Origin of the sequence: Kitasatospora saccharophila, from assembly GCF_039529925.1 — a bacterium.
Lineage (GTDB): Bacteria > Actinomycetota > Actinomycetes > Streptomycetales > Streptomycetaceae > Kitasatospora > Kitasatospora saccharophila.
Map to the genome: position 1 here is coordinate 41389 of NZ_BAAANS010000022.1, position 18190 is coordinate 59578.

The window sequence follows — 18190 nt, forward strand, 5'->3', positions numbered from 1 at the left end:
CCCCGGCGGTGCGGCCCGGCCGCGCCCCGCCGCCTCAGGGGCAGTGGCTGGGGGAGGAGGCGACGAACGGCGACCCGGAGGGGGTCGGGGAGGCGGGGGCCGGGGAGGCGTCCGGGCGGGCGGAGGCGCCCGGGCGGGCGGCGGACGAGGGGGCCGCGGAGGGGGAGGCGCTGTCCGGGGCGCGGGGGGCCAGCACCTCGCTCGGGCAGGCGGTGCGGCTGGCCGGGGCGCCGGCGTCCACCGGCACCTCGGTGGGGCGGATGCCGCAGCCGGCCAGCAGGCCGGGGGCGAGCAGCCCGCCCGCCAGCAGGGCCAGTCGGCGGGGGCGGAGCCGGCGGGGACGGAGTCGTCGGGTGGTCATCGGTCCTCCTCCGGGCCGGGCGCGGGCGGCTGGGTGAGCGGCAGGGTCAGGGTGAAGACCGCGCCGACGCCGTCCGGGTTGTTGGCGGCGGTGATGTCGCCGCCGTGGATCCGGGCGTTGGCCTCGGCGATGGACAGGCCCAGGCCGCTGCCCTCGGAGCGGGCCCGGCCCTTGTCGGCCTTGTAGAAGCGGTCGAAGACGTGCGGCAGCACGTCCTCCGGGATGCCCGGGCCGCCGTCGGAGACCGAGACCACCACGGTGTGCGCCTCGTCGTCCTGGCGGACCTTCACCTTGACCGGGGAGCCGCCGTGCTTGAGCGCGTTGCCGATCAGGTTGGCGAACACCACGTCCAGGCGGCGCGGGTCGACCACGGCCAGGATGCCGCGCGGGGCGTCGAGTTCGACCGCGTCGTACCAGGCCCGGCCGTCGATGCAGGACATGATCAGGTCGGCCATGTCGACCTCGTCGGCGACCAGCTTGGCGGTGCCCGCGTCGAACCGGGTCACCTCCATCAGGTTCTCCACCAGGTTGGACAGCCGGCGGGTCTCGGAGACCACGATCCGCACGGCCGGCTCGATCATCGGGTCGAGCGCGTCGGCCTCGTCCTCCAGGATGTCGGTGACGGCGGTCATCGCGGTCAGCGGGGTGCGCAGCTCGTGCGACATGTCGGCGACGAACCGGCGGGACTGCGCCTCGCGCGCGCTCAGCTCCGCGACCTGGTCCGAGAGCGACTCCGCGGTGCGGTTGAACGTCCGTGCCAGCTCGGCGAGTTCGTCGTTGCCCTCGACGTCCAGCCGGGTGTCCAGCTCGCCCTCGCCGAGCCGCCGGGCGGCGTCCCCGAGCCGGCGCACCGGCCGCAGCACGGTCGCCGAGGCGGCCTGCGCGAGCAGCGCCGAGCCGACCAGGGCCAGCAGGGTGGCGACCGCCAGCGAGACGCCCAGGGTGTTCAGGTCGGCGCGCTCGTTCTGCAGCGACTTGAACACGTACGCGGTCGGCCCGGTCGGCACCACCTTCGTCCCGCCGACCAGGTACGGCCCGGCCAGGTTCACCCGCTGCCAGTACAGGTGGTACTCGTACGGGTTGCCCGGGCCGGTCTCGCGCGGGTTGTTCACCGCGGTGACCAGCGCCGCCGGTATCTGGCGGGTGGTGAACATCGCCGGGTCGGAGGACGCGGTGCAGCCCGGCACCGAGTCGTCGACCACCACCACGTCGTACGCCAGCCCGGAACTGGCCACCTGGGAGGCCAGCGTCTTGAGGTCCTGGCAGGTCGGCTCCAGCGGCAACTGCCCGACGTTGCGGGTCAGCGAGTCCCGGAAGTCGTTCAGCGCCGAGTTCTGGGCGCGCTTGAGCACCGCGTCGCGGTTCAGCCAGTAGGCGATCCCGGACGCGGAGACGGCGGTGACCAGCGCGACCGCGGCGAACACCGCGATCAGCCGGACCCGCAGCGAACTGAGCCGTCGCCAGGACACCGAGCGGGCCCGGCGCGGCACGGTCTGATGGTCGGTCAAGAAGGGCTCACCAGTCGGAGGGGAGGGGTCACGCGGGCGGGTCGAGGCGGTAGCCGACGCCGCGGACGGTGCGGATCAGGGTCGGCGCGGACGGCACGTCCTCGACCTTCGCCCGCAGCCGCTGCACGCAGGCGTCCACCAGCCGGGAGTCGCCCAGGTAGTCGTGCTCCCACACCAGCCGCAGCAGCTGCTGGCGGGAGAGCGCCTGCCCGGGGCGGCGGCTGAGTTCGAGCAGCAGCCGCAGCTCGGTCGGGGTCAGCTGGAGGTCCTGGCCGTCCTTGGTGACGGTCATCGCCGAGCGGTCGATCACCAGGCCGCCGTACGCCGCCGAGTCCGAGCTCTCCCGCTCGCCGCGGCGCAGCACCGCCCGGATCCGGGCGTCCAGCACCCGCGGCTGCACCGGCTTGACCACGTAGTCGTCGGCGCCGGACTCCAGGCCCACCACCACGTCGATGTCGTCGGAACGGGCGGTCAGCAGGATGATCGGCAGCTGGTCGGTGCGCCGGATGCGCCGGCACACCTCGAAGCCGTCGATGCCCGGGAGCATGACGTCGAGCACGATCAGGTCCGGGCGCTGCTCCTTGAACAGGCGCAGGCCGTCCTCGCCGGACGCGGCGGCGGCCACCCGGTGACCCTGGCGGGTGAGGGCGAGTTCGAGGCCGGTGCGGATGGCGTCGTCGTCCTCGATCAGAAGCAGGAAAGACACGGGGGTCATTGTGTCCCACCCGGCCACCGGAAGCACCCACCCGGGTGACTCCCGGGGCACCGGGAACCGGAGGGCACCGCTCCGGCGTCCGCAACCGAGGAGCACCCGAATGTCCGCGGACGGCCGTTCCTGTGACAGCCCTGTGACAGTCGGCGGACACCGCCATGACGAGCGGACGGCAGGATTTTCCTCATCGCCGCGAGAACGCCCCGGGCCACCAGCCCGGAGCCGCGGCGAGGAACCGCTCGTACCGACACCATGGGGGTGCCCGATGACCGCAACGCTGACGACCCGAAACGCCGGGCCGCGTTCCGCCGTCCTGGGCACCAACCGGCCTCGGCACGAGGAGGAGAACGCCGGCGCCGTGCTCGTACGGGGGTGCGCACACAACGCCGGAACCCGCCGCCCGGTCGTGGGGACCAGGAGCGGGGACACCACCCACAGCAGGTTGGGGAACTCGGCTGTGGGCCGGACGCTGCGGCTCGCGCCGCAGACCTTCCGGGGTGAGCAGGCCGGACAGGGAGGCGCGCAGGGGGAGCACCCGGCCGCCGCGACGGACGAGGCACGCGACATCGCCGAGTTCACCGCGTACGTGCGCGAGCGCCGCGCCTCCCTGTACGCCACCGCCTACCACCTCACCGGCGACCGCCACGAGGCCGAGGACCTGCTGCAGAGCGCGCTCTTCTCCACCTACCGCGCCTGGAGCCGGATCACCGACAAGGCCGCCGTCGGCGGGTACCTCCGCCGCACCATGACCAACCTGCACATCTCCGCCTGGCGCCGCCGCAAGGTCAACGAGTACCCGACCGAGGAGCTCCCCGAGCACGCCGGCGACACCGACGCGATGGGCGGCACCGAACTGCGCGCCGTGCTCTGGCAGGCGCTCGCCAAGCTGCCCGAGAACCAGCGCACCATGCTCGTGCTGCGCTACTACGAGGGCCGCACCGACCCGGAGATCGCCGACATCCTCGGCATCAGCGTCGGCACCGTGAAGAGCTCCATCTGGCGCGCGCTGCGCCGGATGCGCGAGGACGAGCAGCTCAACCGCTCCGGCGACACCGTGCACGCCTTCGGCGAGCTGGTCGCCTGACGACACCGGGACTCCCGTCGGGGGACGGGCAGCGGGGGGAGGGCACGGGACACGGCGGACGGCTCGGGGGAGCCGGCCGCGGGGGGAAGTCCCGCACCCGAACGGAACGGGCGGGGCCCCGGTGCGGGGGAAACGGCACCGGGGCCCCGCCCGTCGCGCCGTGCGGGCCGAGGGCGCTCAGCGCGCGTCGGCGGCGTGCAGCACGCTCTGGGCGCGGCCCAGGCCGCGCAGCACGAACGCCTCCACGGCGTCCGCGCAGCGCTCCAGCAGCTCAGGCATCCGCTCCCGCTCCCCGTCCGAGAAGCGTTCCACCACGAAGTCGCTGACCTTCACGCCCTTCGCCGGGCGCCCCACGCCCACCCGCAGCCGGGCGTAGTCCGCGGTGCCCAGCGCCGCGTGCACCGAGCGGGCCCCGTTGTGGCCGCCCGGGCCGCCGCCGCGCTTCAACCGGGCCGTGCCGAACGGGAAGTCCAGGTCGTCCTGCACCACCAGCAGCCGCTCCACCGGGATCCCGTACCGGCGCAGCAGCCCGGCCACCGGGCGGCCCGACAGGTTGATCGACCACTGCGGCTCGGCCAGCAGCACCGTGCGGCCGTCCAGCACGAACGAGGCGGTGCGGGTGGTCAGGCCGCGCCAGCGGGCGCCGTGCCGCTCGGCCAGCCGGTCGGCGACCAGGAAGCCCGCGTTGTGCCGGGTCCCCGCGTACCGGCGGGTCGGATTGCCCAGCCCCGCCACCAACCAGCGTCCGTCCATCGCCCCGCGCCCCCCTCAGACCAGTTCGGCGGGCAGCTGGCGGGCCACCGCGGCGATCCGCCGGCCCGCCTCCACCCCGGAGCAGGCGTACGAGCCCAGCTCGACCTGCCGCGCGACGATACCGCGCTCGGCCCGCATCAGCCGCAGCCCCCGGCGCACCAGGTACGGCACCGACTTGCGGCCCTCCCGGACGTCCCGCCGGAAGCGCCGCCAGGCGGTGGTGGCCGGCTTGTTGCGCAGGCACAGCGCGTCGCCCAGCAGCCCCTCGGCCCGGCAGCGGACCACCAGCTCGGCGGCGAATATCCCCTCCGCGACGAAGCCCGCCGCGCCGTCCAGCTCCAGGACCCGGCTGCCCGAGCGCCCGTTGTCCGGGATCGAGTACACCGGCACCTCGGCCCGCCCCTCGAAGACCAGCGCCCGGATCGCCGCCAGCGCCTGGTCCGCGTGCCAGGACAGCGGCGAGTCCCAGTCGGGGCCGCCCCCGTCCGGCAGCGGCGGCAGCGTCGGGTCGTCGCCGTCCTTGTAGAAGTCGTCCAGCTGCAGCACCGGCAGCCCGCTGCGCTCGGCGAGCGAGGACTTCCCCGACCCCGAGGGGCCCGACAGCAGGATGACGCGGGATATCGGGCGGCGGTTCAGCGGGGTGTCACTCACGGGAAACCAGTCTGAGGCATCGGAGGGGCCGCCCGGAACCCGCCGGTCGGCCCCTTCGCCGACCCACCGGTCGGCGTTCGGGCATGGGGACGGGCCCGCACCAGGGGGGGAGAAGTGCGGGCCCGTCACGGCCGTCCGGGCCCCGGGGGGGGTAGGGCACTGAGGACGGCCGGTCCGTGTGGAGTCGGCCGGTCGGGCGGGGCTAGATGCCCATCGGGTGCCAGACCGTCTTCGTCTCCAGGAAGGAGAGCAGTCGCCCGGTGCCGGGCGCGGCCGTCCAGTCCTGGACGGTCGGATCGGCGGCCGGTCGGACCACTCGCTTCAATGTATCGGCCGCGGCCGCTTCCAGGGCAGCCGCCGCGCCGGGTCCTTCCGGGGCGATCGCCCCGGCCAGGTCCAGCGCGTTGACGTCCTGGTGCGAGGCCAGCGTCGGGGCGAGGTCCGCGGTGCGGCCGGAGAGCAGGTTGACCACGCCGCCCGGCAGGTCCGAGGTGGCCAGCACCTCGCCCAGCGACAGCGCGGGCAGCGGGGCCCGCTCGGCCGCCGCCACCACCACGGTGTTGCCGGTGGCGATCGCCGGGGCGACCACCGACACCAGGCCCAGCAGCGAGAAGCCGTGGCCCGCCTGCGGCGCCAGGACGCCGACCACGCCGGTCGGCTCCGGGGTGGACAGGTTGAAGAACGGCCCCGCCACCGGGTTGGCGCCGCCCGCGACCTGCGCGACCTTGTCGGTCCAGCCCGCGTACCAGACCCAGCGGTCGACCGCCGCGTCCACCAGCGCCGCCGCCTTCTTCGCGCCCACGCCCTCGGCCGCCGCGACCTCGGCCGCGAACTGCTCCCGGCGGCCCTCCAGCATCTCGGCCACCCGGTACAGCACCTGGCCGCGGTTGTACGCGGTGGTGCCCGACCAGCCCTTGACCGCCGCGCGGGCCGCGACCACTGCGTCCCGGGCGTCCTTGCGGGTGCCCAGCGGGGCGTTCGCCAGCCACTGGTCCTTCGTGTCGGTCACCTCGTACACCCGCCCGCTCTCCGAGCGCGGGAACTTCCCGCCGACGTACAACTTGTAGGTCTTGCTGACCTGAATTCGTGCGGGGGCGTCAATCCGTGCTGCTGCGGTCGACTCAGACATCGAGGGCCTCGACATTCAGGTAGGGCTCCAGACCGTGGCGACCGCCCTCGCGGCCGTAACCGGACTCCTTGTACCCGCCGAACGGCGAGGTCGGGTCGAACTTGTTGAAGGTGTTCGCCCACACCACGCCCGCCCGGAGCCGGTTCGCCATCCACAGGATGCGCGAGCCCTTCTCCGTCCAGATGCCCGCGGACAGGCCGTACGGGGTGTTGTTGGCCTTCTCCACCGCCTCGGCGGGGGTGCGGAAGGTCAGCACGGACAGCACCGGGCCGAAGATCTCCTCGCGGGCGATCCGGTGCGCCTGCGAGACGCCGGTGAACAGGGTCGGGCGGAACCAGTAGCCCGCGCCCGGGAGTTCGCAGTCCGGGGCCCAGCGCTCGGCGCCCTCCCGCTCGCCCGCCTCCGCCAGCTCGGTGATCCGGGCCAGCTGGGCGGCCGAGTTGATCGCGCCGACGTCGGTGTTCTTGTCCAGCGGGTCGCCGACCCGCAGGGTGCCCATCCGGCGCTTGAGCGCGTCCAGCAGCTCGTCCTGCACCGACTCCTGCACCAGCAGGCGGCTGCCCGCGCAGCACACGTGGCCCTGGTTGAAGAAGATGCCGTTGACGATGCCCTCGACCGCCTGGTCCAGCGGCGCGTCGTCGAACACGATGTTCGCGGCCTTGCCGCCGAGCTCCAGCGAGAGCTTGGTGCGGGTGCCGGCCAGCTGCTTGGCGATCGCCCGGCCGACCGGGGTGGAGCCGGTGAAGGCGACCTTGTTGACGTCCGGGTGCGAGGTCAGCGCGGCACCGGTGCGGCCGTCGCCGGTGACGATGTTCACCACGCCCTTCGGCAGGCCCGCCTGGCGGCAGATCTCGGCGAAGCGCAGCGCGGTCAGCGGGGTGGTCTCGGCGGGCTTCAGCACCACGGTGTTGCCGGTGGCCAGCGCCGGGGCGATCTTCCAGGCCAGCATCAGCAGCGGGAAGTTCCACGGGATGACCTGCGCGGCCACGCCCAGCGGGCGCGGGTTCGGCCCGTAGCCCGCGTAGTCCAGCTTGTCGGCCCAGCCCGCGTAGTAGAAGAAGTGCGCGGCGACCAGCGGCAGGTCGACGTCGCGGGTCTCGCGGATCGGCTTGCCGTTGTCGATCGACTCCAGCACGGCCAGCTCGCGGCTGCGCTCCTGGACGATCCGGGCGATCCGGAACAGGTACTTGGCGCGCTCGCTGCCCGGCAGCGCCGACCAGTCGGCGAACGCCCGGCGGGCCGCCCGCACCGCGCGGTCCACGTCCTCCTCGGTGCCCTGCGCGAACTCGGCGAGCACCTGCTCGGTCGCCGGGTTGACGGTCTTCAGCGCCTCCGAACCGGAGGAGTCGACGAACTCGCCGCCGATGAAGTGGCCGTAGCCGGTGGCGATCTCGCCCGCGGCGGCGGGGGACTCGGGCGCCGGGGCGTACGCGAACAGGCCGCCCCCGCGGGCGGGCCGCTCGGTCCCGGTCTCGGTCTTCTTGCTCTTGGCCATCGTCCTCAGTCCACCGTCACGTAGTCGGGACCGGAGTACCGTCCGGTGCTCAGCTTCTGGCGCTGCATCAGCAGGTCGTTCAGCAGGCTGGAGGCGCCGAACCGGAACCAGTGCGGGCTGAGCCAGTCGTCGCCCAGCGTCTCGTTCACCATCACCAGGTACTTCATCGCGTCCTTGGTGGTGCGGATGCCGCCGGCCGGCTTCACGCCGACCTGGGTGCCGGTCGCCGCGCGGAAGTCCCGCACCGCCTCCAGCATCAGCAGCGTCACCGGCGGGGTCGCGTTCACCGCGACCTTGCCGGTGGAGGTCTTGATGAAGTCCGCCCCCGCGATCATCGCCAGCCAGGACGCCCGGCGGACGTTGTCGTACGTCTGCAGCTCACCGGTCTCGAAGATCACCTTGAGGTGGGCCGAGCTGCCGTCGGGACGCGCGCAGGCCGCCTTGACGGCCCCGATCGTCTCGAACACCTCCAGGTAGCGGCCGGAGAGGAACGCGCCCCGGTCGATCACCATGTCGATCTCGTCCGCGCCCGCGGCGACCGCCTCCGCGGTGTCCGCCAGCTTGACCGGCAGGCCCGCCCGGCCGGACGGGAAGGCGGTGGCCACCGAGGCGACCTGGACGCCGCTGCCGCGCAGCGCCTCCTTCGCCGTGGCCACCATGTCCGGGTACACGCAGATCGCCGCGACCTGCGGGGCGGAGCGGTCCGACGGGTCCGGGTTCAGGCCCTTCGCGCACAGCGAGCGGACCTTGCCGACCGTGTCCGCGCCCTCCAGCGTGGTCAGGTCGATCATCGAGATGGCGAGGTCGATGGCGAAGGCCTTGGCAGTGGTCTTGATCGACCGCGTGCCGAGGGTCGCGGCCCGCGACTCCAGACCGACCTGATCGACCCCGGGCAGGCCGTGCAGGAAACGGCGCAAGGTGGCCCCGGACGCCGCGACGTCCGAGAGGCCGCCGCCCGCGGCGCCGGGGGCGTTGGCTGCAAGAGTGGACATAGTCACCAGAGCAGCATATCTACGCGCGTAGGAAGCCGGTAGGGCGGGGCGGTTTCGAGTCCTGACCGAAATGCGCCGCCGCCGTCCCCGCCGTTCCCGCCGCCTTCGCCGTCCCCATCGTTCCCGCTGGCCCCGCCGTTCCCGCGGCTTCCGTGATCCCGGTCCGGGGACAATGGAGGGATGAGCGGCGGAACGAAGGCGCGCGGGCGGCGGCCCGGGGGCGGGGACACCCGGGGGGCGGTGCTGGCGGCGGCCCGGGCGGAGTTCGCGGCGCACGGCTACCAGAAGGCCAGCATGCGGGCGATCGCCCGGGGCGCGGGGGTGGACGCGGCGCTGCTGCACCACTACTTCGGCACCAAGGACCGGCTGTTCATGGCGGCGCTGGAGTTCCCGCTGGACCCGCGGACGGTGGTGGAGACCGTGTTCGCGGGCGACCCGGCGACGGTCGGCGAGCGGGTGGCCGGCTTCGTGCTGGAACTGTGGGAGCGGCCGGAGGTCCGCGACCGGCTGCTGGCGCTGGTGCGGACGGCCGCCGCCAGCGAGGAGGTGGCGGCGCTGATGCGCGGCTTCATGGTGACCGAGCTGGTCGCCCGGGCGGCCGAGCAACTGGACGTCGAGCAGCCCGAGTTGCGGGTCGAACTGGTGATGTCGCAGATCGTCGGGCTGGCGATGGCCCGCTACGTGATCGCGGTCGAGCCGCTCGCCTCGGCACCCCCGGAGGTGCTGGCCCCGATGCTGGGCCGCACCGTCCAGGGGTACCTGACGGGCTGAGCGACCGGGTCAGACCTGGCCGCCGCCGAAGCGCTCGGTCCAGGCGGCCAGGTCCTCGTCGGTGATCTTGGCGAACAGCACCGGCGGGACGGTGAAGCCGGTGCCGGCCGGGACGAGCGCGAGCGCGCGGGCCTCCTCGGCCGACACCCAGGTGCGGGTGTCGCCGTCGAGGGCGAAGGCCCCCCGGATCGCCTTGGCCGCGGCCGGGATGAAGGGCTCGGAGACCACCGCGTAGAGGTGGATCAGGTTGATCGCGGTGCGCAGGGTGCGCGCGGCCGCCTCCGGGTCGGTCTTGATCTCGGTCCACGGCGCGGTGACGTCCAGGTACGCGTTGCCCGCCGACCACAGCGCGCGCAGCGCCTGCGCGGCCTTGCGGAAGTTCAGCGCGTCCAGCTGGGACTCGTACTCGGCGAGCAGTTCGGCGATCTGGCTGCCGAGCTGCTGCTCCGCCTCGCCGTTCGGCGCGCCCGCCGGGACCTCGTCGCCGAAGCGCTTGCGGCTGAAGGAGAGCACCCGGTTGACGAAGTTGCCCAGGGTGTCGGCGAGGTCCTTGTTGACGGTGGCCGCGAACAGGTCCCAGGTGAAGCTGGAGTCGTCGGACTCCGGGGCGTTCGCCATCAGGTAGTAGCGCCAGTAGTCGGCGGGCAGCAGCTCCAGCGCGACGTCGGTGAAGATGCCCAGCTTCTGGCTGGTGGAGAACTTCCCGCCGTAGTACGTCAGCCAGTTGAACGCCTTGACGTAGTCGACCTTCTTCCACGGCTTGCGCGAGCCGAGGATGGTGGCCGGGAACATCACGGTGTGGAACGGGACGTTGTCCTTCGCCATGAACTCGGTGTACCGGACGGTGTCGTCCGCCTCGTACCACCAGGAGCGCCAGTCGCCGCCGGTGGCGTCCGCCCACTCCTTGGTGGCACCGATGTACTCGATCGGGGCGTCGAACCAGACGTAGAACACCTTGCCCTCGGCGGCCAGCTCCGGCCAGGTGTCGGCCGGCACCGGGACGCCCCACTCCAGGTCACGGGTGATCGCGCGGTCCTGCAGGCCCTCGGTCAGCCACTTGCGGGCGATCGAGGAGGCCAGCACCGGCCAGCTGTCGCCGTTGGCGGCGATCCAGGACTCGACCTCGTCGGTCAGCTTCGACTGGAGCAGGAAGAGGTGCTTGGTCTCGCGCACCTCCAGCTCCGAGCTGCCGCTGATCGCCGAGCGCGGCTCCAGCAGGTCGGTGGGGTCGAGGACGCGGGTGCAGTTCTCGCACTGGTCGCCGCGGGCCTTGTCGTAGCCGCAGTACGGGCAGGTGCCGACGATGTAGCGGTCCGGCAGGAAGCGGCCGTCGGCGATCGAGTAGACCTGGCGGATCGCCCGCTCCTCGATGAAGCCGTTGGCGTGCAGCTCGCGGGCGATCTCCTGGGTGATCTCGCGGTTCTGCGGCGAGGACGAGCGGCCGAAGTAGTCGAAGGAGAGCTGGAAGCCCTCGTAGATCGCCTTCTGCTGGTCGTGCGCCCGGGCGCAGAACTCGGCCACCGGCAGCCCCGCCTCCTGGGCGGCCAGCTCGGCGGGCGTGCCGTGCTCGTCGGTCGCGCAGATGTACAGCACCTCGTGGCCGCGCTGGCGCAGGTACCGGGAGTAGACGTCCGCCGGGAGCATCGACCCGACCATGTTGCCCAGGTGCTTGATCCCGTTGATGTAGGGAAGCGCGCTGGTGATCAACTGCCGAGTCATCCTGGGGGACTCCCATGCTCTCCGGCGGGCACGCCGAGAGGCGGCCGCGGGCGGGTTTCAGAGGGGCCGGTGCGGGGCGTTTCGGCTGCCGTCCGGCCGACGCCAATCGTACCGAACCGGGGTGTCCGGGCCGCACGGCTTATCGGGGGGCGGGGAGAAGCGACATCAGGGGCTCACGAGAGCACCACCAGGGGCTCGGGGAACGGCGAGGCCGTGGCTGCGGGCGGTTCACTGCCGTGGCGCGCGTCTGCTTCGGGTTCCGTTTACTACACGCAGCAGCACGGACCTCCGATGGGCTCCGGCCGTCAGCAGCATCGACCCGCCGTTCCCCGGGCCCCTGGCGGGGCCCATGCACAGCACGGCCTCGCCGTTCCCCGAGCCCCTGGTGGTGCGTGCCTGGCTGCCGACGGTTCCCGGTCCTTGACGGGGAGCGGCGCGCGGCGGAAACTCATCGCATGATGAATTCTTCCGGCGGTCCCGCGATCCGGGTCGAGGAGCTGGTGGTGCGGCGCGGCGGTGCCACCGTGCTGCCCGGGCTCGACCTCGTCGTGGAGCGGGGCAGCGTCACCGGGCTGCTCGGGCCCAGCGGGTGCGGCAAGACCACCCTGCTGCGCAGCGTCGTCGGGGTGCAGCGGACCGCGGCCGGCCGCGTCACCGTGCTGGGGCACCCGGCCGGGGCCGCCGCCCTGCGGGACCGGGTCGGCTACGTCACCCAGGCGCCGTCCGTGTACGGGGACCTGACGGTCGGCGAGAACCTCGACTACTTCGCCGCCGTGCTCGGTGCCCCGCCCGGCGACCCCGCGCGGGTGACCTCCCTGGTCGGTCTGGACGCCCACCGGCGCACCCCCGCCGCCCGGCTCTCCGGCGGCCAGCGGGCCCGCGTCTCGCTCGCCGCCGCCCTGCTCGGACACCCCGAACTGCTGGTCCTGGACGAACCCACCGTCGGCCTCGACCCCGTGCTGCGGCAGGAGCTCTGGCAGCTGTTCCGGGAACTCGCCGGCGCCGGCACCACCCTGCTGGTCTCCAGCCACGTCATGGACGAGGCCACCCGCTGCGACCGGCTGGTCCTGATGCGCGAGGGCCGGCTGCTCGCCCACGACACCCCCGCCGCGCTGCTCGCCGCCACCGGCGCGCCCGACGTGGAGAACGCCTTCCTCACCCTCGTCCGCACCGAACCGGAGGCCGCCCGGTGAACGCCGCCACCCGCCGCACCCTCGCCACCGCCGCCCGGGTCCTGGCCCAACTGCGGCACGACCCGCGCACCGTGGCGATGCTGCTGTTCGTGCCCTGCCTGCTGCTGGTGCTGCTGCGCTACATGTACGACGCGCAGCCCGCCACCTTCGACCGGATCGGCCCCGAACTGCTCGGCGTCTTCCCGCTGCTGGTGATGTTCCTGGTCACCTCGGTCGCGATGCTGCGCGAACGCACCGGCGGCACCCTGGAGCGGCTGCTCACCATGCCGCTCGGCAAGCTCGACCTGCTGCTCGGCTACGCGCTCGCCTTCGGCGCCGTCGCCCTGCTCCAGGCCGCGCTGGCCTCCGCGCTCACCCTCGGCGTGCTCGGCCTCGACGTCGCCGGGCCGACCTGGGCGCTGTTCGCCGTCGCGGTCGCCGACGGGCTGCTCGGCATGGCGCTGGGCCTGCTGGTCTCCGCGTTCGCCGCCACCGAGTTCCAGGCCGTCCAGTTCCTGCCCGCCGTCCTGCTGCCCCAACTCCTGCTCTGCGGGCTGTTCGTGCCGCGCGAGGACATGGCGACGGCGCTGCGGCTGCTCTCCGACGTGCTGCCGCTCTCGTACGCCGTCGACGCGATGGGGCGGATCACCGCGGAGGGCGGGGTGAGCGGACGGGTCCTCGCCGACCTCGCCGTGGTGGCCGGGAGCGCGCTGCTCGCGCTCGCCCTCGGCGCCGCGACGCTGCGACGGCGCACCGACTGACGGCGGCGCCGTTCGTGACCGTCCCGTGCCCGGGTCACCATTGGGGACGGCCCGGGCCCTGGGGCAGAATCGACGGCATGACCGAATCCGACCGGACACCCCACCAGGGTTCCGCCGCCGACGAGCCCGTGTACGCCGACCGCGTCTACCGCTCCGTCCCCAGCGTCATCGCGGGCGTCATGATGCTCGCCGTCGCCGCCTGGCTGATCATCGACGCCGTGGTGACCGGCACCGGCGCCACCCCGTGGGTCGCCCTCGCCGCCGCGCCGGTCTTCGCCTTCCCGGTGATCGCCTACACCCTGCGGCCCGTGGTGCGCGCCAACGACCGGCGGCTGATCGTCCGCAACCCGCTGCGGACCGTCGTCGCGCCCTGGTCCACCGTCGAGGGCCTCAAGGCCGGGTACTCGGTCGAACTCTTCGCCGACGGACGCAAGTTCCAGGTCTGGGCGATCCCGGTGTCGATCCGCCAGCGCAAGAAGGCCACCCGCCGGGCGACCCGCGCCGTCGCCGAGGGCGATCCCGCGCTGCGCGGCCCCGCCCGCCCCGGCAAGGCCGCGCGCACCCCGCGCCCGGACGAGCTCGACCCCACCCGGGCCTGGTCCGACGCGGTGGTGGGCGCGCTCCAGGAGCAGGCCGAGCGCAACGCGCACAAGCCCTCGGCGGGCGGCGAGCTCACCACCACCTGGTGCTGGTGGATCATCGCGCCGACGGTGGCGGGGCTGGTCGCGCTGGTGACGGTCATCGCGGCGACCTGAGCCTTTCGGCGGAGGGCGCACATTCGGGGGCTCGGGGAACGGCGAGTCTGTGCTGCTGCGTGTAGTGACAAGAACCAGAAGCAGACGCGCGCAACGGCAGTGAACCCGCAGCAGCCACGGGCTCGCCGTTCCCCGAGCCCCCGATTTCGCGCTCCGCCGTTCTCGTCCCACTCAGACGGCGACGACGTACTTGCCCTCGCCCCGGCCGCTGGCGAGCAGGTCGTGGGCGGCCGGGACGGCGGTGAGGCCGGGGAGGACGGTCACCGGGGTGTCGAGGGTGCCGGTGGCGAGCAGGTCGAGGGTGCGGCGGATGGCGTCGGCGACCTTCGCGGGGGCGCGGGTGAGCAGGCCGTTGTGGCTGAAGGCGGTGAGGGTGGCGTTGGCGGCGAGCAGCCGGGGGTAGGCCGGGAGGGGGTCGGGGGTGCCGCCGCCCGCGTTGCCGAAGAGGACGATGCGGCCGCCGGGGGCGAGCAGGTCGAGGTCGAGGTCGACGGCGGCGGTGCCGAGCGGGTCGAGGACGAGGTCGATGTCGCGTCCGTCGTTGGCCGCGCGCAGGCGGGCGGCGAGGTCGGCGGGGTCGGTGCCGCGGGCGTGCACCGCGTGGTAGCCGTGGCGCAGCGCGGCGGCGGCCTTCTCGGGGCGTCCGACGGTGCCGAGCAGGCGGCCGCCGCCGAGGTGGGGGAGCAGGCGGGCGACGGCGGTGCCGATGCCGCCGCCGGCGGAGTGGACGAGGACGCTCTCGCCGGGGGCGAGGCGTCCGGCGTCGGTGAGCAGCAGCAGGGCGGTGGCGAGGCCGAGGGGGACGGTGGCGGCGGCCTCCAGCGGGACGCCGGCGGGGACGGGGACGGTGAGGACGGCGTCGGCGACGGCGATCTCGGCGAGGCCGCCGGCCCGGGTGGCGGCGACCACGGGGGTGCCGACGGCGAGGTGGGTGACGCCCTCGCCGAGGGCGAGGACGGTGCCGGCGACCTCCTTGCCGGGGTGGTGCGGCCAGGCGGCGCCGTAGCCGCCGTCGCCGCGGCGGGCCATCACGTCGACGAAGTTGAGCCCGGCGTGGGTGACCCGGATGCTGACCTGGCCGGGGCCGGGCTCGGGGGCCTCGACGTCGAGGACGTGGCTGTGCTCGGAGCCGCCGGCTTCGGTCATGACGAGTGCGCGCATGGTTCCCCCCTGGGGCGTCTGCCTCTACGATGTTCTACGAACGTCGAAATTGATACCACGCATCTTCGAGATCTGTCGAACATCCCTGGAAGGAGGCGTCCCGTGCCCCGGTCCGCCCGCCGCCGCGAGGTGCAGCACCCCGACACCGCCGACATCGACCTGCTGGACGTGCTGCACGCGCTGTCCGACCCGACCCGGATGACCATCGTCCGGACGCTCAGCGACGAGCCCGAACGGGCCTGCGGCACCTTCCCGGTGGACGTCGCGCCGTCCACCCTCAGCCACCACTTCAAGGTGCTGCGCGAGGCGGGCGTGATCCGCCAGCGCGAGGAGGCCAACCGCCGGCTGACCACGCTGCGCGCGGTCGACCTGGAGGAGCGCTTCCCGGGCCTGCTGAGCACGGTGGTCGCCGCGTACCGGAACGGCGGCTAGAGGAGGCCGAGTTGGGGCTCGACGGGGCTCAGGGCGGACGCCGGGGGATCGACGCCGGGCCGTGGGACGTGCGGGAGGGCGGTCGGCCGCGGACGGAGCTCGCCGACCTCGGCGGGCTGCTGGTCCCGCTGCTGCCCGGCGAGGAGGTCCGGGTCGGCGTCCCCCGGAACTCCGACCAGGTGGTGTCGGTCACGGTGGCCCGGAGCCCCCGGGCCCTGCGACTCCAGGCGTGGCACGCCCAGCGGAGCGACGCCTGGGCGGAGGTCCGGCAGGGGTTCGCGGCGAATGTGCTCGACATGGGCGGGGAGGCCCGCGAGTGCGCCGGGCCGTACGGAGCGGAGCCGCGCTGCGAAGTGCTCGGGGAGGTCCTCACCACCGGCCGCCCGGCCTGGACGTCCTTCTCGGTGTTCGGCTGCGACGGCCCGGGCTGGATGCTGCGGGCGGTGGCCAGCGGGGTGGGTGCCGATCGGGGCCCGGCGGACTGGTCCTACGCCTTCTTCGCCGGAACGGTGGTGGCGCCGTCTGCCGTGCCGACCGTCGTGCCCGCCTCCCCCGTCGGGTTCGGGTCCTTCCAGCCCGGCCTGCACCTCAAGCCCGTCCTGCTCCGGGTGCCCGACGGGGGCGCGGCCACCACCACCGGCCCGCTCCCCCTCGCCGACCGGTGGTGGTGACGGATCGTCAGGCCAGGCCCGCGGCGGTGGCGAAGTCCTGCTTGAGGGCGTCCAGCAGCGCCTGGGCGGCGGCGCGGGCGGCCGGGAGGTCGGCGGGGGTGGGGACCGGGAGGACGGCCTCCAGGTAGCACTTGAGCTTGGGCTCGGTGCCGGAGGGGCGGACGACGACCCGGGCGGAGGTGACGGACGGGCCGGTGAGGAGGTAGCGCAGGCCGTCGGTCGGGGGGAGGTCGGGGGTGCCGGCGGTGAGGTCGTCGGCGCGGGTGACGGTCAGGCCGGCCAGTTCGACGGGGGGTTTCTCGCGGAGGGCGGCCATCGCGTCCGAGATGACGGAGAGGTCCTCGACCCGGACGGAGAGCTGGTCGGTGGCGTGCAGGCCGTGCGCGAGGGCGAGGTCGTCGAGGAGGTCGGTGAGGGTGCGGCCGTCGCGCCCCAGGCCGGCGGCGAGTTCGGCGATCTGCAGGGCGGCCGTGATGCCGTCCTTGTCGCGCACGCCGTCCGGGTCGACGCAGTAGCCGAGCGCCTCCTCGTAGCCGTAGCGGATGCCCTCGGCGCGGGCGATCCACTTGAAGCCGGTGAGGGTTTCGGTGTAGCCGAGCCCGGCCGCGGCGGCGATCCTGCCGAGCAGGGTGGAGGAGACGATGGTGGTGGCGAAGACGCCGTCGGCGGTCTTGGCGGCCAGGGCCGCGCCGAGCAGGGCGCCGACCTCGTCGCCGCGCAGCATCCGCCAGTCGCCGTCCGGGGTGGGGACGGCGACGGCGCAGCGGTCGGCGTCCGGGTCGTTGGCGATGACCAGGTCGGGGCGGGCCGCGCGGGCGGTGGCGAAGGCGAGGTCCATCGCGCCGGGTTCCTCCGGGTTGGGGAACGCGACGGTGGGGAAGTCCGGGTCCGGCTCGGCCTGTTCGGCGACCACGGTCGGGGCCGGGAAGCCGGCGGCGGCGAACGCGGCGAGCAGCACGTCGCGGCCGACGCCGTGCAGCGGGGTGTAGACGGTGGTGAGTTCGCGCGGGCCGTCGGCGTCCAGGACGGAGACGGCGCGGGCCAGGTAGGCGTCGAGCACGTCCTCGCCGAGCACCTCCCAGCCGCCCTCGGCGCGCGGGACGTCGGCGAGCGCGCCCAGCGCGTCGATCTCGGCGGCGATGTCCGCGTCCGCGGGCGGGACGATCTGCGAGCCGTCGCCCAGGTACACCTTGTAGCCGTTGTCCTGCGGCGGGTTGTGGCTGGCGGTGACCACCACGCCGGCCGCCGCGCCCAGGTGCCGGATCGCGAAGGCGAGGACGGGCGTGGGCAGCGCGCGCGGCAGCAGCGCGGCGCGCAGGCCGGCGCCGACCACCACGGCGGCGGTGTCCAGGGCGAAGTCGTGCGACTTGTGCCGGGCGTCGTAGCCGATCACCACCAGGTCGCCGAGCTCGGGGTGCTGGCGGACGTACCCGGCCAGTCCGGCGGCGGCCCGGATCACCACGGCCCGGTTCATCCGCGTCGGCCCGGCGCCCAGTTCGCCGCGCAGCCCGGCGGTGCCGAACTGCAGCCGCCCGGCGAAGCGTTCGGCCAGTCGGGACCAGGCGATCCGCTCCTCGCCCTCGGCCTCCGGGCCCTCGGCGGCGGCCAGCAGCGCGGTCAGCTCGGCGCGGGTCTCCGGGTCGGGGTCCTCGGCCAGCCAGGCGCGGGCCCGGTCGAGGAGGTCGTTGGTGGGTGCCTGCGACATGCGGCCCGCTCCCTGGGGTGTGAGGACGAGAGGACGAAAGGTGTGAGGACGAGGAGGAGAGGTGCGGCGGGTGGGGACGGGAGCGAGGACGGGTGCGTGCGGTGAGGCGCGGTGCGGAGGCCGTGACCCGGGCGCCTCGGACCGGGCCGGGCCGGGTTTCGGCGCCCGCCGGGGGAGGACCCGCCGGGTCCGGCGGGCGGCACGGCCGCGGTGCCGCCGACCTGGTCGGCGCTGCTCCGGGACCGGCTTCGTGGTCCCGGTGCCCGGCCCGGACGGCTCGGTTCCGCGCCGCGTCCGACGGCCCGGTCCGGTCCGGTGCGCGGAACCTGTTTCGCGGTCCCGCGTGCTCCGGCCCGGT

18 protein-coding genes are annotated in these 18190 nt (G+C 74.2%); 7 read left to right on the forward strand and 11 right to left on the reverse strand.

Annotated features, from left to right (window positions below; all coding sequences use genetic code 11):
• Positions 1–34 precede the first annotated feature (34 nt).
• From ABD345_RS17515 to ABD345_RS17525, 3 genes are read right to left on the reverse strand one after another with little or no spacing between them, the layout of a single operon-like run.
• Positions 35–361: a hypothetical protein gene (locus ABD345_RS17515; RefSeq protein ID WP_344553133.1), complete on the reverse strand. Its 327-nt coding sequence runs from the start codon at positions 359–361 to the stop codon at positions 35–37.
• Positions 358–1869 carry an ATP-binding protein gene (locus ABD345_RS17520; protein ID WP_344553134.1) on the reverse strand — a complete coding sequence of 504 codons (1512 nt, stop codon included), beginning with the start codon at positions 1867–1869 and terminating at the stop codon, positions 358–360. The genes ABD345_RS17515 and ABD345_RS17520 overlap by 4 nt, the downstream gene beginning before the upstream one ends.
• A 28-nt stretch (positions 1870–1897) precedes the next feature.
• Positions 1898–2575 carry a response regulator transcription factor gene (locus ABD345_RS17525; RefSeq protein ID WP_198544925.1) on the reverse strand — a complete coding sequence of 226 codons (678 nt, stop codon included), beginning with the start codon at positions 2573–2575 and terminating at the stop codon, positions 1898–1900.
• Positions 2576–2858: 283 nt separating this feature from the next.
• Between ABD345_RS17525 and ABD345_RS17530 the strand changes: the two genes are divergently transcribed.
• The gene (locus ABD345_RS17530) at positions 2859–3665 is read left to right on the forward strand and encodes a SigE family RNA polymerase sigma factor (RefSeq protein ID WP_380276344.1); all 807 of its coding nucleotides are present in this window, start codon (positions 2859–2861) and stop codon (positions 3663–3665) included.
• Positions 3666–3842: 177 nt separating this feature from the next.
• Here ABD345_RS17530 and pth read toward each other — a convergent pair whose 3' ends face one another.
• From pth to deoC, 5 genes are all read right to left on the reverse strand, one after another.
• Positions 3843–4418: an aminoacyl-tRNA hydrolase gene (pth, locus tag ABD345_RS17535; protein ID WP_344553136.1), complete on the reverse strand. Its 576-nt coding sequence runs from the start codon at positions 4416–4418 to the stop codon at positions 3843–3845.
• Between the two features lie 15 nt (positions 4419–4433).
• Entirely contained in the window at positions 4434–5069 is a 636-nt protein-coding gene (locus ABD345_RS17540; protein ID WP_344553138.1) for an ATP-binding protein, read from the reverse strand.
• 202 nt (positions 5070–5271) lie between these two features.
• Positions 5272–6198, reverse strand: a complete 927-nt coding sequence (locus ABD345_RS17545; protein ID WP_344553141.1) for an aldehyde dehydrogenase family protein — start codon at positions 6196–6198, stop codon at positions 5272–5274.
• Complete coding sequence (locus tag ABD345_RS17550; RefSeq protein ID WP_344553142.1) at positions 6191–7693, reverse strand: aldehyde dehydrogenase family protein; 1503 nt, start codon at positions 7691–7693, stop codon at positions 6191–6193. The genes ABD345_RS17545 and ABD345_RS17550 overlap by 8 nt, the downstream gene beginning before the upstream one ends.
• A gap of 5 nt (positions 7694–7698) precedes the next feature.
• Positions 7699–8685, reverse strand: a complete 987-nt coding sequence (deoC, locus tag ABD345_RS17555; protein ID WP_344553144.1) for a deoxyribose-phosphate aldolase — start codon at positions 8683–8685, stop codon at positions 7699–7701.
• 180 nt (positions 8686–8865) lie between these two features.
• Here deoC and ABD345_RS17560 point away from each other — a divergent pair, with 180 nt between their 5' ends.
• A complete protein-coding gene (locus tag ABD345_RS17560; protein ID WP_344553145.1) occupies positions 8866–9456 on the forward strand; it encodes a TetR/AcrR family transcriptional regulator in 591 nt (196 codons plus the stop codon).
• 9 nt (positions 9457–9465) lie between these two features.
• Here ABD345_RS17560 and metG read toward each other — a convergent pair whose 3' ends face one another.
• Positions 9466–11175 carry a methionine--tRNA ligase gene (metG, locus tag ABD345_RS17565; protein ID WP_344553146.1) on the reverse strand — a complete coding sequence of 570 codons (1710 nt, stop codon included), beginning with the start codon at positions 11173–11175 and terminating at the stop codon, positions 9466–9468.
• A 455-nt stretch (positions 11176–11630) separates the two neighbouring features.
• Between metG and ABD345_RS17570 the strand changes: the two genes are divergently transcribed.
• The 3 genes from ABD345_RS17570 (at position 11631) to ABD345_RS17580 (ending at position 13863) form a co-directional block, all read left to right on the forward strand.
• Entirely contained in the window at positions 11631–12368 is a 738-nt protein-coding gene (locus tag ABD345_RS17570; protein ID WP_344553148.1) for an ABC transporter ATP-binding protein, read from the forward strand.
• Entirely contained in the window at positions 12365–13108 is a 744-nt protein-coding gene (locus ABD345_RS17575) for an ABC transporter permease (RefSeq protein ID WP_344553149.1), read from the forward strand. The genes ABD345_RS17570 and ABD345_RS17575 overlap by 4 nt, the downstream gene beginning before the upstream one ends.
• 77 nt (positions 13109–13185) lie before the next feature.
• On the forward strand, positions 13186–13863 hold the full coding sequence (locus ABD345_RS17580; protein ID WP_344553150.1) for a PH domain-containing protein: 678 nt from the start codon (positions 13186–13188) through the stop codon (positions 13861–13863).
• A gap of 171 nt (positions 13864–14034) precedes the next feature.
• Here ABD345_RS17580 and ABD345_RS17585 read toward each other — a convergent pair whose 3' ends face one another.
• Positions 14035–15024, reverse strand: a complete 990-nt coding sequence (locus ABD345_RS17585) for a quinone oxidoreductase family protein (protein ID WP_344553151.1) — start codon at positions 15022–15024, stop codon at positions 14035–14037.
• Between the two features lie 102 nt (positions 15025–15126).
• Here ABD345_RS17585 and ABD345_RS17590 point away from each other — a divergent pair, with 102 nt between their 5' ends.
• A complete protein-coding gene (locus ABD345_RS17590) occupies positions 15127–15456 on the forward strand; it encodes an ArsR/SmtB family transcription factor (RefSeq protein WP_344553152.1) in 330 nt (109 codons plus the stop codon).
• An 11-nt stretch (positions 15457–15467) separates the two neighbouring features.
• Entirely contained in the window at positions 15468–16127 is a 660-nt protein-coding gene (locus ABD345_RS17595) for a DUF3710 domain-containing protein (protein ID WP_344553153.1), read from the forward strand.
• A gap of 7 nt (positions 16128–16134) precedes the next feature.
• Here ABD345_RS17595 and ABD345_RS17600 read toward each other — a convergent pair whose 3' ends face one another.
• Positions 16135–17832, reverse strand: coding sequence for a phospho-sugar mutase (locus tag ABD345_RS17600; protein WP_344553154.1), 1698 nt, complete (start codon positions 17830–17832; stop codon positions 16135–16137).
• Between the last annotated feature and the right edge of the window lie 358 nt (positions 17833–18190).